Origin of the sequence: Pseudoxanthomonas koreensis (genome assembly GCF_041890415.1) — a bacterium.
Lineage (GTDB): Bacteria > Pseudomonadota > Gammaproteobacteria > Xanthomonadales > Xanthomonadaceae > Pseudoxanthomonas > Pseudoxanthomonas koreensis_A.
Genome location: NZ_CP169056.1, coordinates 2,195,642 through 2,209,839, shown reverse-complemented (window position 1 = coordinate 2,209,839; position 14,198 = coordinate 2,195,642). Strand labels below are relative to the sequence as shown.

The following is a 14,198-nucleotide window of genomic DNA, read 5'->3' as shown; positions in this document are numbered from 1 at the left end:
GATGCGTGGCCCAAGTACGCCACCTTGCCACAGCGCGTGCCGGGCATGGAATGGGCGGCAGTTGCGGGCCTGGCCCTGCGCTACGGCGCGGAGGTTGCGAAGACGGTGATCTCCTCGCGGTCGTGGTAGAGCTGGCGCGCGCGGATCGTGAGCGGGCGCCCGGCCTGGTCGGCGAGCAGGTCCAGGCACAGGCGGGTTTCCTGCCAGCGCTTCTTCATCGGCAGTTTGAGGTTGAACACCGCGTGCCGGCACCAGCCCTGCGCGAACCACTGCGCCATGCGCGCGGCAACCCGGATGGGTTGCTCGACCATGTCGCACACCATCCAGTCCAGCGCGCGCTGCGGCTGCCAGTGGAAGCCGTCGGCGCGCAGGTGCTCGACCAGGCCGGTGTCGAGCACGTGCGGGCGCAGGGGGCCGTTGTCCACCGAAGTCACGCGCAGGTGGTGGCGGGTCAGCACCCAGGTCCAGCCGCCGGGTGCGGCGCCCAGGTCGGCGGCGGTCATGCCCGGGCGCAGCAGGCGCTCGCGCTCGTCGGCGTCGAGCAGGACCAGGAACGCTTCCTCCAGCTTCAGCGCCGAGCGCGACGGCGCCTCGGGCAGCAGCTTCAGGCGCGGGATGCCCTGCGGCCATGGCGCGCTGTCGCGTGGATCGGCGCAGGCGAGCAGGGCGTGGTCGCCGGCGAGGAAGCACACGTGCAGGCGCGGCAGCCGCGGGTCTTCCTTCGCGGCCAGCAGGTCGGCCTTGCGCAGCGCCGGACGCAGCGCGTTGCCGAAGCTGCGCGCCAGCGCCGACAGCGGCTTGCCGGCATCGGAGTCCGGATGCTCCACCCACACGTCGCCGAACCGCAGCCCGGCCGGCAGTGCCGCCAGCAGCGGGGTGATCCGGTCTTTCGGGTCCAGGCCGCGCAGCTCGGCCAGCAGGCGCAGTTTCTGCCGGGCAAAGACCAGCCCGCGCAGCGGCAACGCCCGGCACAGCGCCCGTGCATCGTCGGCGTCGGCGGTGACGAACAGGGCGTGGCCGTCGTCGCGGCTGGCGCGGGCATAGCCGGCGATCCCGGCAGCGGCGGCGCGCTCGCCCAGTTCGGCCGCAAGCTCCGGCTCGAAGCCCTGGCGGCAGTAGCCGAGCAGGCCGTTCACCGCGGCCCCGGCGCGATGTGCGGCGGATGGCCGACGTGCATGCGGGCAGGCGCCATCAGTAACGCTCGCCGCCGGCCTCGCCATAGCGGCGCAGCACCGCGCGCGCCTGCTCGCGCAGGATGTCGCGATGCACCGTGATGCCGCGGCGCTCCAGCTCGCCGATCCAGTCGGCCGGCAGCGGGCCTTCGTCGAACTCGGTCAGTTCCACCACGTCCTCGCTGCGCGCGCCGATCAGCAGCCGGTCGATGCCGGCCCAGATGGTGGCGCCGTAGCACTGGCAGCACGGCTGCGAGGAGGCGGCCAGGACCACGGGCGAGACCACGTCATTGAGCCGCGGCGTATGCAGGCGCTGCTGGGCGAGCATGTAGGCCATGTTTTCCGCATGCGCCAGCGAGGTGGCGTGCGGCACCACGCGGTTCACGGCTGCGGCCAGCACCCGGTGGTCGGGGCCGAACAGCACCGCACCGAACGGCCCGCCGCTGCGCTCCTGCAGGTTGCGCCGCGACAGCTCGATCGCCAGCGCCACCTTGTCCTGGTCGCTGGCGAACACGGCATCCGGATCGAACGCCTCGTGGATCCAGGCCGGCAAGGTGAGGTGGATCTCGCTGCGCAGCATGGCGTGGTGCTCAGCGCGCCGACCAGGCGTCGCGCAGGGTGACGCTGCGGTTGAACACCGGCGCGTCGGCGCGGTGGTCATGGCGGTCGGCGACGAAGTAGCCGGTGCGCTCGAACTGGAACGACTGCTCGGGCGCCGCCAGCGCCGCGGCCGGCTCGACCCAGCCCTGGACGATCCGCTTCGAATCGGGGTTGAGGTGGTCGCGGTAGGTCTTGCCGCCGGTTTCGTCGTCCGGCTTTTCCACCACAAACAGGCGGTCGTAAAGGCGGATCTCGGCCGCCACCGCGTGCACCGCGCTGACCCAGTGGATGGTGCCCTTGACCTTGCGGTTGGCGCCTTCCATGCCCGGGCGCGATTCCGGGTCCAGCCAGCCGCGCAGCCCGGTCACGTTGCCGCTGGCGTCCTTGACCACCTCGTCGATGCGCACGATGCCGGCACCGCGCAACCGCGCCTCGCCACCGGGCACCAGCCGCTTCCAGCCCTTGGGCGGGACCTCGGCAAAGTCGTCGCGCTCGATCCACAGCTCGCGCGAGAACGGCACCTGGCGCTCGCCCTGGGCGGCATCCTTGGGGTGGTTGGGGAAGGTCAGCGACTCTTCATGGCCTTCCGGCAGGTTGCTGAGCACCAGCTTCAGCGGGTCGACCACGGCCATGCGTCGCGGCGCGGTGGCGTCCAGGTCGTCGCGCAGGCAGCCTTCCAGCACCGAGAAGTCGATCACCGAGTTCTGCTTGCTGATCCCGACACGGTCCACCAGCAGGCGCAGCGAGGCAGGGGTGTAGCCGCGCCGGCGCAGGCCCTGCAGGGTGTACATGCGCGGGTCGTCCCAGCCGTCGACCAGGCGCTCTTCCACCAGCTGGGTCAGCTTGCGCTTGCTCATCACCGTATAGCTGATGTTGAGGCGCGAGAATTCGATCTGGCGCGGCTTGGCCGCTTCCTTCGGCAGGCCCTTGGCCAGCAGCGGCTCCAGCAGCTCCGGGTTGCCGGCCAGGTCGACGTTGTCCACGCACCAGTCGTACAGCGGGCGGTGGTCCTCGAACTCCAGCGTGCACAGTGAATGGGTGATGCCCTCGATCGCGTCGCCCAGGGCGTGGGCGATGTCGTACATCGGGTAGATCGGCCACTCATTGCCGGTGTTCTGGTGCTCGACGTGCTTGATCCGGTACAGCGCCGGGTCGCGCATGTTGATGTTGCCGCTGGCCATGTCGATCCGCGCGCGAAGGGTGCGGCTGCCGTCGGGGAACTCGCCCGCGCGCATGCGCCGGAACAGGTCCAGGCTCTCTTCGGCGCTGCGGTTGCGCCAGGGCGATTCGCGGCCCGGCTCGGTCAGGGTGCCGCGGTACTCGCGCACCTGTTCGGGCGAGAGGTCGCACACGTAGGCCTTGCCGTCGCCGATCAGCTTCTCGCACGCCAGGTAATACACCCCGAAGTAGTCCGAGGCGTGGCGCAGGCTGGCCCACTCGAACCCGAGCCAGCGCACGTCGTCCTGGATCGCGCGCACGAACTCGGGGTCCTCGCGGGCCGGGTTGGTGTCGTCGAAGCGCAGGTTGCAGCGCCCGTCGAACTCGGCGGCGATGCCGAAGTCCAGGCAGATCGCCTTGGCGTGGCCGATGTGCAGGTAGCCGTTGGGCTCGGGCGGGAAGCGGGTGCGGATGGCGGTGTGCTTGCCGCTGGCCAGGTCCTCGCGGACGATCTGGCGGATGAAGTCCCGCTTCTCCGGGGCGGCGGCATCGGCCGCGTGCGGGGCAGTGGCAGGGGAAGAGGCGTTGTCGGACATGGGGCGGGCAGGGAGCGGGGGCAATCCCACAGTCTAGCCGAGGCCGTCGGCGGTGGCCGGTTCACTGTGTCCGCGCGCGGTGGCGGCGTATGCTGGACGGTGCCATCGTCGGAGCCATCCTGCCGTGCAACTCGTCTACCGCGCCCAGAACCTGATCGACGCGCACCTGGCCAAGCATGCGCTGGAAGATGCCGGCATCCCCGCCTTCGTGTTCGGCGAAAGCCTGCTGGGCGGTGCTGGCGAGCTGCCGTTGTTCGGAGTGCTGCGGGTCTGCGTGCCCGACGCCTGGGAGCCGCAGGCCGATGCCGCGCTGCAGGCCGCCGGCCTGCGCGAGCCGCCTGCGGACCCGGCGCCCGATGGCGTCCCCGGCCTGTTGCCTGCCTGAAGGAGGAACCCATGAACTCCGGACCGAACCTGGGCGTTGGCGCATGGAAGCAACGCCCGCCGCGGCCGCAGGACCTGCTGCCCGGCCGCGCCGAACCACTGGTGCCGCCCGCTGCCCATCACGTGCACGGGCGCCCGTTGCAGGGCGACTTCCCCGGCATGGAAACCATTGACCTGGGGCTGGGCTGCTTCTGGGGCGCGGAGCGGCGCTTCTGGCAGTTGCCCGGCGTGTTCACCACCGCGGTGGGATATGCCGGCGGTGGCACGCCCAACCCCACCTACGAGGAAGTGTGCTCCGGCCGCACCGGGCATGCCGAAGTGGTGCGGGTGGTGTATGACCCGGCGCAGGCCGACCTGGCCACCTTGCTCAAGGTGTTCTGGGAAAGCCACGATCCCACCCAGGGCATGCGCCAGGGCAATGACCTGGGCACCCAGTACCGCTCGGTCGTGTACTGCCAGACGGCGGTGCAGTACGAGGCGGCGCTGGCCAGCCGCCAGGCCTATGAGGAGCAGTTGCGGCTGGCCGGCTATCCGCCGGTGACCACCGAGGTCCTCTATCCGGCGCCGGCCTTCCACTATGCCGAGGCCTATCACCAGCAGTACCTGGCCAGGAATCCCAACGGCTATTGCGGGCTGGCGGGCACCGGGGTGTCCTGCCCGGTCTGAAGCGCAGTCTTCGGCCGAGCGCCACGGGTGGCCTGCGTCACCGGCCGCGTCCGGCCCGGCGTGGAGGCGGGCCGGCACGCGCATGCGCGGCCAGCCCGGTCCCGCCGGTGGCCCGGGCTTATGCCAGGCGCTTGGCGATATCGGCGCGCAGCGCGTCCAGGTCCTTGGCGAAGGTGGCGATGCCCTCGGCAAGCTTGTCGTTGGCCATCGCATCGGCGGCCAGGTCGGCGGCAAAGCTGGTGGCGTTGACCGGCGCGGCGGCCGCGTCCTCGCGTGCAACCGGCTCCAGCTTCCGCTGCACCGTGCCGGTGGAGCCTTCCAGTTCCTCCAGCAGCTCGGGCGAGATGGTCAGGCGGTCGCAGCCTGCCAGCGCCAGGACCTGGTCGGCCGAGCGGAACGAGGCGCCCATCACCACCGTGTCGTGGCCGCGGCGCTTGAATTCGCGGTACACCCCGCGCACGAACTTCACGCCCGGATCCTCGTCGATGGTCGCCGGCACCTGGCCGCGCGCCTTGTACCAATCCAGGATGCGGCCCACGAACGGCGAGATCAGGAACGCGCCGGCCTCGGCGCAGGCCAGCGCCTGGGTCGGGTTGAAGATCAGGGTCAGGTTGCAGTCGATGCCCTCGGCCTGCAGCTGGCGCGCGGCCTCCACGCCCTCCCAGGTCGCGGCGACCTTGATCAGGATGCGGTCGCGCGGCACCCCGCGCTCGGCGTACATGGCCACGAACTTGCGCGCCTTGGCCACGGTGGCGGCGGTGTCATGGGCCAGGTCGGCATCGACCTCGGTGGAGACGCGGCCGGGCACCAGGGTGCTGAGCATCGCGCCCACGCCCACGGTGAGGCGGTCTGCAACCTCGTCCACCAGCGCCTTGTCGCTTGCCGGCTTGCCCTGGGCGCGTGCCCAGCCCAGCTCGCGGTCGATCAGGTCGGCGTACACCGGCAGCACCAGCGCCTTCTTCACCAGGGTGGGGTTGGTGGTGCAGTCGATCGGCTTGAGGCGCTTGATGGCCTCGAAATCGCCGGTGTCGGCGACGATCACGGACAGCTCGCGAAGTTGCGCGAGCCGGGAGGGAGAGGTGGTGGTGGTGTCGGTCATCGGAATCTGGGCTCTGGAATGCGTGGGAGACAGCTATCCATCCTAAGCCCTTGCGGGCCCGGTGGTGGAGGCGGCGCCAGCCCTGCGGTCTGTTGTATCTGCAACCATCCGCTGGCGCACGATCGTGTCCTGTGGCAACAGGTATGGGGGCACCGATGGCGCCATGCAAGGGTGCCGGCGCCGTCCGCGCGCGCGTCGCGGCAACGGGGACGCTGCCGCCGCGCGAGGCGATGTGGTAGTTTTCCCTGCCTTTCAGGAGCCCTCATGACCACTCGCCGTCGCACCAAGATCCTTGCCACCCTGGGACCGGCCACCGATCCGCCGGGCGTGCTGGAGGCGTTGTTCCGCGCCGGCGTGAACGTGGTCCGCCTCAATTTCTCCCACGGCGACCCGGCCGGCCACGCCAAGCGGGCCAGCGAAGTGCGCGCGGCCGCGCAGCAGGCCGGTGTCGAGGTCGGCATCCTGGCCGACCTGCCGGGCCCGAAGATCCGCATCGAGCGCTTCGCCCAGGGCAAGGTGACGCTGAAGGCCGGCGATCGCTTCGACCTGGTCGCCGCCGCCGATGTCCCGCCCGGTGATGCCACCCAGGTCGGGGTCAGCTACCTGGGGCTGCCTGGCGACCTGAGCGCCGGCGACGTGCTGCTGCTGGACGACGGCCTGATGCAGCTGAAGGTGGTGGAGGTGCAGGGCGAGCGCATCGTCAACACCGTGCTCAATGATGGCGTGCTGTCCGACCGCAAGGGCTTGAACAAGCTGGGCGGCGGCCTGTCGCTGGGCGCGCTGACCGACCACGACAAGGAACTGATCGGCATCGCCGCCAAGATCGGCGTGGACTTCATCGCCGTGTCCTTCTGCCGCAACGCGCAGGACATGAATGACGCCCGTGCCATCACCCGCGCGCATGGCTGCGACGCGGCACTGGTGTCCAAGATCGAGCGCACCGAGGCCATCGAGAACCTGACCGAGATCGTCGAGGCTTCGGACGTGGTGATGGTCGCCCGCGGCGACCTGGGCGTGGAGATCGGCGATGCCGAGCTGCCGGGCCTGCAGAAGAAGATCATCAAGGAGTCGCTGGCGCAGAACAAGGTGGTGATCACCGCCACCCAGATGCTGCAGTCGATGGTGGAAAGCCCGATGCCCACCCGCGCCGAGGTGCTGGACGTGGCCAACGCGGTGATCGACGGCACCGATGCGGTGATGCTGTCGGCCGAGACCGCCGCGGGCGCCTACCCGGTGCGCGCGGTCGAGGCGATGGCTCGCATCTGCCTGGGGGCCGAGCGCCAGTTCCAGACCCTGGCCGACTTCGGCAAGGCCCAGGGCAACCTGGAGCGCGCCGACCAGGCCATCGCCATGGCCACCATGTTCCTGTCCGAGCACATCGGCGTGCGCGCGATCGTGGCCATGACCGAGTCCGGCGGCACTGCGCGCTACCTGTCCCGGTTCCGGGCCAGTGCGCCGATCTACGCGATCACCCGCCACGACGGCGCGCGCCGTCGCATGGCGATGATGCGCGATGTGTTCCCGATCGGCTTCGACAGCCGCGGCCTGACCCCGCGCGAGGCCGCGCGCGGCAGCATCCGCCTGCTGGTGGATGCCGGCATGCTGGCGCCCGGTGACCGGGTGGTGTTCACCAGCGGCGAGCACATGGAAACCCACGGCGCCACCAACACCCTGCGCCTGCTGGAAGTGGGTGGCGACGGCCGCGCCAGCGGCCTGGGCGACCTGTAAACACTGCGCCGGGCCAGGCTTGAACGCACACGGGCGCCGCAAGGCGCCCGTGTCGTTTCCGGCGCGTCGTGCTGCCGTGCAGGCGCCGGCTTGCCGGCCATCCCATCCTGCAGCGCACAGGCAGGACCGGCCGTGCGGGACGTGCCGCCGTGGCGGCGGTTTTCCGCGCCTGCGGCCGCATCGCGGCGGGGTGGTGCATGCCGGGCCGTCGCGGCCCGGCGGCTATACTCTGCGGCCCCTCCCACGTCGTGCGCAGGTATCCCCATGAGCATCGAGCAGCTTGCCGAAACCGCCCTGGCCATGGTCGCGCCGGGCAAGGGCATCATTGCGGTCGACGAGTCGACCGCCACCATCGGCAAGCGCTTTGCCGCAGTGGGCATCGACAACAGCGAGGAGCACCGCCGCGTCTACCGCGAGCTGCTGCTGACCACGCCGAAACTGTCCGAGCACATTTCCGGCGCGATCCTGTACGACGAGACGCTGCGCCAGTCCACCCGCGATGGCGTGCCGTTCGCCCGGTACATGGCCGAGCACGGCATGATCCCGGGAATCAAGGTGGATTCGGGTACGGTGCCGCTGGCCGGCTTCCCCGGCGAACTGGTCACCGAGGGCCTGGACGGCCTGCGCGCGCGGCTGCAGGAGTACTACCGGCTGGGTGCGCGCTTCGCCAAGTGGCGCGCGGTGATCAACATCGGCGATGACATCCCCACCGGCACCTGCATCGACGTCAATGCCCATGCCCTGGCCCGCTATGCCGCACTGTGCCAGGAGCAGGGCCTGGTGCCGATGGTGGAGCCGGAAGTGCTGATGGATGGCGACCACGACATCGAGACCGCCTACGAGGTCACCGAGGCCGTGCTGCGTTCGGTGTTCGGCGCGCTGTACGAGCAGAACGTGCTGCTGGAAGGCACCATCCTGAAGACGTCGATGGTGGTGTCCGGCAAGGATTGCGCAGAACAGGCCGACGTGCAGGAAGTGGCCGAGTCCACCCTGATGTGCCTGAAGAGCACGGTGCCGGCGATCCTGCCGGGCATCGTGTTCCTGTCCGGCGGGCAGGGCGACGAGGATGCCACTGCGCACCTGGATGCGATCAACCGGCTCGGCCCCAATCCGTGGCCGCTGAGCTTCTCCTATGGCCGGGCGATGCAGCAGGCCGCCATGGCGCTGTGGGCCAAGGACATCGCCGGCAACACCGGCAAGGCACAGGAAACGGTGTACGCCCGTGCCCGCGCCAACGGCCTGGCCGCGCTGGGGCAGTGGCAGGGCGGCTGAGCCAGGCTGCCAATCGTTGCCTGTTCCTGGCGGGGGCTTGGGGTTATTCGGTCCGCAGTTGCCCGCCGGGCACGAACACCCAGGTGCGGGTGACGTGCAGGATGTCCACCTGGTCGCCGTTGTCGGGCAGGGGCGGGAACGGCTCGGCCAGGCGCACGATCTGCTCGGTTGCCGCATCCAGCATCGGGGTGCCGCTGGAGCGCAGGATGCGCGTGCTTTCCACCGAGCCGTCGCGACGCACGCCCACGCTGATCACCACCTGGCCGCCCAGCCGGCGACGGCGCACCTCGTCCGGATAGTTGAGGTTGCCGACCCGCTCGGCGCGGTCCACCCACGCGCGCAGGTAGTTGGCGTAGGCGTATTCGCGGGTGCTGGCGGAGACGAACTTGCGGGTCGGGCGCTTGGCGTACAGCTCCGAGCGCAGGTACACCTCGGCCGCCAGCCGCGCCATCTCCGCATCGCGCGCCGCGCGGACCGGGCTCACCGGCCCCAGGTCCGGCTGCGCCTGCACCGCTGCCGGCGCCGGCACCTCGCCGCTGCGGCTGGTCATCACCCGGGTCTGCGGCGGTGGCGCGCTGGCCTGGCGCGGCAACTCCGGCAGCGCCGCCTGCCCGGGTTCGGCCAGCGGGATGGTGCCGGCCTGGGTGTCGCGCGGACGCTGGGCGCGCTCGTGTTCACCGCCGCCGCGGTTGTTGGCCTGGGCCAGGAAGTCGGCCTGCTCGGGAGACAGCGGGGTGCTGGTGTGGCTGAAGATCACGTCCAGGGTCGGCACCAGCGGCGCCTCGTCCTCCAGCACGAAACCCAGTCCCAGGATCACGATGGCGTGCATCAGCAGGGACAACACCAGGGTGGCGGTCAGCCGCTGCTGCTCGCCGATCTGCGGCGGTGCGGCCGCGGCCGTGCTCATGCCGCCGGTCCGGCCTCGATCGCGTCGAACAGCATGCCGGCGATGTTGAGGCCGAACTGCGCGTCCAGTTCGCGCACGCAGGTGGGGCTGGTCACGTTGACCTCGGTGAGCCAGTCGCCGATCACGTCCAGGCCGACGAAGCGCATGCCGCGGCGGCGCATCTCCGGGCCGACCTGGGCGGCAATCCAGCGGTCGCGCTCGCTCAGTGGCCGGCCCTCGCCACGGCCGCCGGCGGCCAGGTTGCCGCGGAAGTCGTCGCCCTGCGGGATCCGCGCCAGGCAGTAGTCCACCGGCTCGCCGTCGATCAGCAGGATGCGCTTGTCGCCCTGGCTGATTTCCGGCAGCCAGCGCTGGGCCAGCGCCAGGCGCTGGCCACCCCCGGTCAGCGTCTCCAGGATCACGTTGAGGTTGGGGTCGCCGGCCTGGGTGAGGAAGATCGAGCGGCCGCCCATGCCGTCCAGCGGCTTGAGCACGGCGCGCCCGTGTTCGGTCACGAAGCCCTTCAGCTCGGCCGCGTCGCGGCTGATCCGGGTGGGGGGGCAGCATTGCGGGAACAGCAGCGCGGCCAGCTTCTCGTTGAAGTCGCGCAGGCCCTGCGGGGCGTTGACCACCTGCGCCCCGGCGGCCCCGGCGATGTCCAGGATGTGGGTGTCATACAGGTACTCGCCGTCGAACGGCGGGTCCTTGCGCATCAGCACCAGTTGCCCGGGGCCGAAGGCCAGCTCGGTCCAGGCGCCCAGTTCGAACCAGCCTGCCGGATCGTCGCGCACCGACAGCGGCGCCACCCGCGCCAGGGCCCGGCCATCGTGCAGCGACAGCCCGCCACGGCCGGCGTAGTGCAGCCGGTGGCCGCGGCGCTGGGCCTCCAGCAGCAGGGCGAAGGTCGTGTCCTTGGCGATCTTGATCGACCCGATCGGGTCCATCACCACGATGACGTCCAGGGGCATGGGGCAGGGCATGGGTGCGGGGGAGGCTGCGATGGTAGCCGATCCGGGGTCATGCCCCGGGAGTGCGCACACCGCCCTTGAGTCTGGCGCCGTGCTGCCGACCACGCGCGCGGTTTGCGTCGCCGGGGGCCTTCACCTGCCTGCTCCGGCGCGTGCGGCCGTACTTGACAGTCCGTGGCGGTGCTGGGATATAGAACGGCATCGCAGCGACGCCGGACGATGAAGCGCCGCGCGCAAGGGGAACTTGGGTAATGACAGACAACACGGCCCCGAACGGGGAATTGGGCGGCTTGCGGGTCATGGTGATCGATGACTCCAAGACCATCCGTCGCACCGCCGAAACCCTGCTCAAGCGCGAGGGCTGTGAGGTCGTCACCGCCAGTGACGGTTTCGAGGCGCTGGCCAAGATTGCCGACCAGCAGCCGCAGATCATCTTCGTGGACATCATGATGCCGCGCCTGGACGGCTATCAGACCTGCGCACTGATCAAGGGCAACCAGAAGTTCAAGTCCACGCCCGTGATCATGCTCTCCTCCAAGGACGGATTGTTCGACAAGGCCCGCGGCCGCATCGTGGGTTCGGAGCAGTACCTGACCAAGCCTTTCACCCGGGAAGAACTGCTCAGCGCCATCCGTACCTATGTCAACGCCTGACCGGGGGGGCAGGCAACCATGGCTCGCATCCTGCTGATCGAAGATTCACCGACCGACCGTGCCGTGTTCACGCAGTGGCTGGAACGCGCCGGCCACGAGGTCGTGTACGCATCCAATGCCGAAGACGGGATCGAGATGGCCCGCCAGCAGCTGCCCGACCTGGTGCTGATGGACGTGGTGCTGCCAGGCATGAGCGGCTTCCAGGCCACCCGCGCGCTCAGCCGGGACACGGCCACCACCAAGATTCCGGTGCTGATCGTCAGCACCAAGAGCATGGAAACGGACCGCGCCTGGGGCATGCGCCAGGGCGCGGTGGACTACGTGGTCAAACCTCCGCGCGAGACCGAACTGATGGCGCGGATCAACCAGCTGGTAGCCGCCTGATGCGCACTCCGTTCGACATCCTGTCCGATTACGAACAGCGCAGCCTGGCGCACGTGGTGCAGTTGCCGGCGCGCGAGCTCGGTGCCGATACCTGGCGCGGGGTCGGTTATCGCGTCGGCCAGCGCCGGCTGGTCTCGGCGTTCAACGAAGTGGTCGAAATCCTGCCGATGCCACCGGTTACCCCGGTGCCGGGCGCGCAGCCCTGGCTGCTGGGCATCGGCAACCTGCGCGGCAACCTGTTCCCGGTGGTCGACCTGAAGCTGTTCCTGGAAGGCGAGCGCACGGTGCTGCACGAGGGCCAGCGCGTGCTGGTGATGCGCCAGCACGGTGGCGACGTGGCCCTGGCCATCGACGAACTCTACGGCCAGCGCGGCTTCGACCAGGAGCAGGCGGTGGATCCGGCGCAACTGGCGCAGGGCCGCTACGCCCACTTCATCGACCGTGCCTTCCACGGCGAGGACGCCGACTGGGGCGTGTTCTCGCTGTCGCGGCTGGCCCGTACCCCCGAATTCCGGCAGGCCGCGGCCTGACGGCCCGCCTGTTCCCGTTACCGATCGAGGCAGAACACGCATGAGCACTACCCCCGAGACTCCCAAGACCAGCCGGCTGGGCGGCGTGAGCACCGGGTTCTGGCTGGTACTCCTCGCGCTGTCGGTGGTGCTGTTCGGCGTGAACACCGGCGTGGCGACCTGGCAGGGCAGCCGCCTGACCGGCGCCAGCACCAGCGCGGCCGACCTGCAGGTGCTTTCGCAGCAGCTTGCCAACCACGGCCGCGACGCGGTGGCGGGCAACGCCGAGGCGTTCAAGGCCTTCCGCACCACCCGCAGCGAGATCGAGGACCGGGTCGGAACCCTGCAATCGCGCTTCGGCAGCGAGCCGGGCGTGGCCGAGCCGCTGGAGCGGCTGGTGGCCACCTGGACCCCGTTGGGCAAGAGTGCCGGGCAGATCATCGCCTCCGAGCAGGCAGTGCTGGCACTGGCCGGCAACGCCGACCGGTTCGTGGGGCGGGTGCCGCAGTTGCAGGCCCAGCTCAACGAGGTGGTGCGCGCGATGACCGCCTCCGGCGCGCCTGCCTCGCAGGTGTTCAACGCACTGCAGCAGGTGGTGGTGGCCGGCACCATGGCCCGCCGCGTGACCGAGATCCGCGCCGGTGGCCCGGGTGCGGCCAGTGCCGGTGACGCGCTGACCCGCGACGCGCTGGTGTTCGGCCAGGTGCTCGACGGCCTGCGCGAGGGCAATCAGGAACTGGGCGTGGCCGCGGTCAACAACCCGGCGGCGCTGTCGGCCCTGAACCAGTCGCAGACGCACTGGGGCGAGATGCGCAAGGACCTGGACGCGATCCTCGGCAGCTCGCGCAACCTGTTCGCCGCCCAGGCCGCGGCGGCCAGCATCACCGGTGGCGCCGGCCGCATGCTCGACGACAGCCGTCGCGTGTTCGACGCATTCGCCTCGTTCGGCTCGGTGCGCGACACCCGCCTGTTCCCCAATTTCTGGATCGGCGTGGTGTCCGGCGCGGTCGCGCTGATTGCGCTGATCGGCTTCGTCTGGAGCTCGGTGCGCAACCGCGCCCGCGAGCAGGAAGTGCGCTACCAGGCCCAGGTGGAGTTCAACAGCCGCAACCAGCAGGCGATCATGCGGCTGCTGGACGAAATCGCCTCGCTGGGTGAAGGCGACCTGACGGTGAAGGCGTCGGTGACCGAGGACATGACCGGCGCGATCGCGGACGCCATCAACTACGCGGTCGACGAACTGCGCAACCTGGTCACCACGATCAACGACACCTCGGTGCAGGTCGCCGCCTCCTCGCAGGAGACCCAGGCCACCGCGCTGCAGCTGGCCGAGGCCTCCAACCACCAGGCCGAGCAGATCACCGCCGCATCCGACCGCATCAACGAGATCGCCACCAGCATCGAGCAGGTCTCGCGCAACTCGACCGAATCGGCCGAGGTGGCGCAGCGCTCGGTGGTCATCGCCGCGGAGGGCGCGGGCGTGGTCCGCGAGACCATCAACGGCATGGACCAGATCCGCGACCAGATCCAGGAAACCTCCAAGCGCATCAAGCGGCTGGGCGAGTCCTCGCAGGAAATCGGCTCGATCGTGGAACTGATCAACGACATTTCCGAGCAGACCAACATCCTGGCCTTGAACGCCGCGGTGCAGGCGGCCTCGGCGGGCGAGACCGGCCGCGGCTTTGCGGTGGTGGCCGACGAAGTGCAGCGGCTGGCAGAACGCACCTCCAACGCGACCCGACGCATCGAAGGCCTGGTCCAGGCGATTCAGGCCGATACCAACGAAGCGGTCAACTCGATGGAACAGACCACCGCCGAGGTCGTGTCCGGTGCGCGCCTGGCCGAGGACGCAGGTACCGCGCTGACCGAGATCGAGCGCGTGTCCAACGCCCTGAACGACCTCATCAAGAACATCTCGGTCGCCGCCCAGCAGCAGGCCGGCGCGGCGGCCGACATCACCAAGACGATGGGCGTGGTCCAGCAGATTTCGGGCCAGACGACGCGCGGTGCCGGGCAGACCGCCGAGTCGATCGGGCACCTGGCGGAACTGGCCGCGGACCTGCGCCGATCGGTCGCCGACTTCAAGCTGCCTGGCTGACGATGCCGCGCCCGACGGGGGAAGA

At 70.2% G+C, this 14,198-nt stretch carries 14 protein-coding genes; 8 read left to right on the top strand and 6 right to left on the bottom strand.

Annotated elements, in window-relative coordinates; genetic code table 11:
* Positions 1-80 precede the first annotated feature (80 nt).
* Genes rlmM through ACEJ41_RS10100 form a run of 3 tightly spaced genes read right to left on the bottom strand, consistent with a single transcriptional unit; the run spans position 81 to position 3,526 of the window.
* Positions 81-1,136 carry a 23S rRNA (cytidine(2498)-2'-O)-methyltransferase RlmM gene (gene rlmM / locus ACEJ41_RS10110; RefSeq protein ID WP_374012151.1) on the bottom strand — a complete coding sequence of 352 codons (1,056 nt, stop codon included), beginning with the start codon at positions 1,134-1,136 and terminating at the stop codon, positions 81-83.
* Positions 1,137-1,191: 55 nt separating this feature from the next.
* Complete coding sequence (locus tag ACEJ41_RS10105; RefSeq protein ID WP_374012150.1) at positions 1,192-1,752, bottom strand: nucleoside deaminase; 561 nt, start codon at positions 1,750-1,752, stop codon at positions 1,192-1,194.
* Between the two features lie 10 nt (positions 1,753-1,762).
* The gene (locus ACEJ41_RS10100; RefSeq protein WP_374012149.1) at positions 1,763-3,526 is read right to left on the bottom strand and encodes a glutamine--tRNA ligase/YqeY domain fusion protein; all 1,764 of its coding nucleotides are present in this window, start codon (positions 3,524-3,526) and stop codon (positions 1,763-1,765) included.
* Between the two features lie 124 nt (positions 3,527-3,650).
* Here ACEJ41_RS10100 and ACEJ41_RS10095 point away from each other — a divergent pair, with 124 nt between their 5' ends.
* Both ACEJ41_RS10095 and msrA read left to right on the top strand, forming a co-directional pair.
* Entirely contained in the window at positions 3,651-3,911 is a 261-nt protein-coding gene (locus ACEJ41_RS10095) for a DUF2007 domain-containing protein (protein ID WP_374012148.1), read from the top strand.
* 11 nt (positions 3,912-3,922) lie between these two features.
* The gene (gene msrA / locus ACEJ41_RS10090) at positions 3,923-4,576 is read left to right on the top strand and encodes a peptide-methionine (S)-S-oxide reductase MsrA (RefSeq protein WP_374012147.1); all 654 of its coding nucleotides are present in this window, start codon (positions 3,923-3,925) and stop codon (positions 4,574-4,576) included.
* Between the two features lie 118 nt (positions 4,577-4,694).
* On the opposite strand, the gene ACEJ41_RS10085 is transcribed toward msrA, so the two are convergent.
* Positions 4,695-5,675 (bottom strand): transaldolase, encoded by a 981-nt coding sequence (locus tag ACEJ41_RS10085; protein ID WP_374012146.1) that lies wholly within the window; start codon positions 5,673-5,675, stop codon positions 4,695-4,697.
* A gap of 264 nt (positions 5,676-5,939) precedes the next feature.
* On the opposite strand from ACEJ41_RS10085, the gene pyk reads away from it, so the two are divergent.
* Both pyk and ACEJ41_RS10075 read left to right on the top strand, forming a co-directional pair.
* Positions 5,940-7,403, top strand: a complete 1,464-nt coding sequence (gene pyk / locus ACEJ41_RS10080) for a pyruvate kinase (protein ID WP_374012145.1) — start codon at positions 5,940-5,942, stop codon at positions 7,401-7,403.
* 264 nt (positions 7,404-7,667) lie between these two features.
* Positions 7,668-8,675, top strand: coding sequence for a class I fructose-bisphosphate aldolase (locus tag ACEJ41_RS10075; protein ID WP_374012144.1), 1,008 nt, complete (start codon positions 7,668-7,670; stop codon positions 8,673-8,675).
* A 43-nt stretch (positions 8,676-8,718) separates the two neighbouring features.
* Here ACEJ41_RS10075 and ACEJ41_RS10070 read toward each other — a convergent pair whose 3' ends face one another.
* Positions 8,719-9,582: an energy transducer TonB gene (locus ACEJ41_RS10070; protein WP_374012143.1), complete on the bottom strand. Its 864-nt coding sequence runs from the start codon at positions 9,580-9,582 to the stop codon at positions 8,719-8,721.
* Entirely contained in the window at positions 9,579-10,529 is a 951-nt protein-coding gene (gshB, locus tag ACEJ41_RS10065) for a glutathione synthase (protein ID WP_374012142.1), read from the bottom strand. The genes ACEJ41_RS10070 and gshB overlap by 4 nt, the downstream gene beginning before the upstream one ends.
* Before the next feature lie 251 nt (positions 10,530-10,780).
* Here gshB and pilG point away from each other — a divergent pair, with 251 nt between their 5' ends.
* Genes pilG through ACEJ41_RS10045 form a run of 4 tightly spaced genes read left to right on the top strand, consistent with a single transcriptional unit; the run spans position 10,781 to position 14,173 of the window.
* Positions 10,781-11,182 carry a twitching motility response regulator PilG gene (gene pilG / locus ACEJ41_RS10060; protein ID WP_374012141.1) on the top strand — a complete coding sequence of 134 codons (402 nt, stop codon included), beginning with the start codon at positions 10,781-10,783 and terminating at the stop codon, positions 11,180-11,182.
* Between the two features lie 18 nt (positions 11,183-11,200).
* The gene (locus tag ACEJ41_RS10055; protein ID WP_374012140.1) at positions 11,201-11,566 is read left to right on the top strand and encodes a PleD family two-component system response regulator; all 366 of its coding nucleotides are present in this window, start codon (positions 11,201-11,203) and stop codon (positions 11,564-11,566) included.
* Positions 11,566-12,096 carry a chemotaxis protein CheW gene (locus tag ACEJ41_RS10050; protein ID WP_374012139.1) on the top strand — a complete coding sequence of 177 codons (531 nt, stop codon included), beginning with the start codon at positions 11,566-11,568 and terminating at the stop codon, positions 12,094-12,096. The genes ACEJ41_RS10055 and ACEJ41_RS10050 overlap by 1 nt, the downstream gene beginning before the upstream one ends.
* Before the next feature lie 40 nt (positions 12,097-12,136).
* On the top strand, positions 12,137-14,173 hold the full coding sequence (locus ACEJ41_RS10045; protein WP_374012138.1) for a methyl-accepting chemotaxis protein: 2,037 nt from the start codon (positions 12,137-12,139) through the stop codon (positions 14,171-14,173).
* Positions 14,174-14,198: the final 25 nt, after the last annotated feature.

Excerpts from the sequence above, each read along its gene's own strand:
- ACEJ41_RS10105 (WP_374012150.1), bottom strand. The coding sequence starts at position 1,752 with ATGCTGCGCAGCGAGATCCACCTCACCTTGCCGGCCTGGATCCACGAG.
- ACEJ41_RS10100 (WP_374012149.1), bottom strand. The coding sequence starts at position 3,526 with ATGTCCGACAACGCCTCTTCCCCTGCCACTGCCCCGCACGCGGCCGAT.
- msrA (WP_374012147.1), top strand. The coding sequence starts at position 3,923 with ATGAACTCCGGACCGAACCTGGGCGTTGGCGCATGGAAGCAACGCCCG.
- ACEJ41_RS10085 (WP_374012146.1), bottom strand. The coding sequence starts at position 5,675 with ATGACCGACACCACCACCACCTCTCCCTCCCGGCTCGCGCAACTTCGC.
- pyk (WP_374012145.1), top strand. The coding sequence starts at position 5,940 with ATGACCACTCGCCGTCGCACCAAGATCCTTGCCACCCTGGGACCGGCC.
- ACEJ41_RS10075 (WP_374012144.1), top strand. The coding sequence starts at position 7,668 with ATGAGCATCGAGCAGCTTGCCGAAACCGCCCTGGCCATGGTCGCGCCG.
- ACEJ41_RS10070 (WP_374012143.1), bottom strand. The coding sequence starts at position 9,582 with ATGAGCACGGCCGCGGCCGCACCGCCGCAGATCGGCGAGCAGCAGCGG.
- gshB (WP_374012142.1), bottom strand. The coding sequence starts at position 10,529 with ATGCCCCTGGACGTCATCGTGGTGATGGACCCGATCGGGTCGATCAAG.
- pilG (WP_374012141.1), top strand. The coding sequence starts at position 10,781 with ATGACAGACAACACGGCCCCGAACGGGGAATTGGGCGGCTTGCGGGTC.
- ACEJ41_RS10055 (WP_374012140.1), top strand. The coding sequence starts at position 11,201 with ATGGCTCGCATCCTGCTGATCGAAGATTCACCGACCGACCGTGCCGTG.
- ACEJ41_RS10050 (WP_374012139.1), top strand. The coding sequence starts at position 11,566 with ATGCGCACTCCGTTCGACATCCTGTCCGATTACGAACAGCGCAGCCTG.
- ACEJ41_RS10045 (WP_374012138.1), top strand. The coding sequence starts at position 12,137 with ATGAGCACTACCCCCGAGACTCCCAAGACCAGCCGGCTGGGCGGCGTG.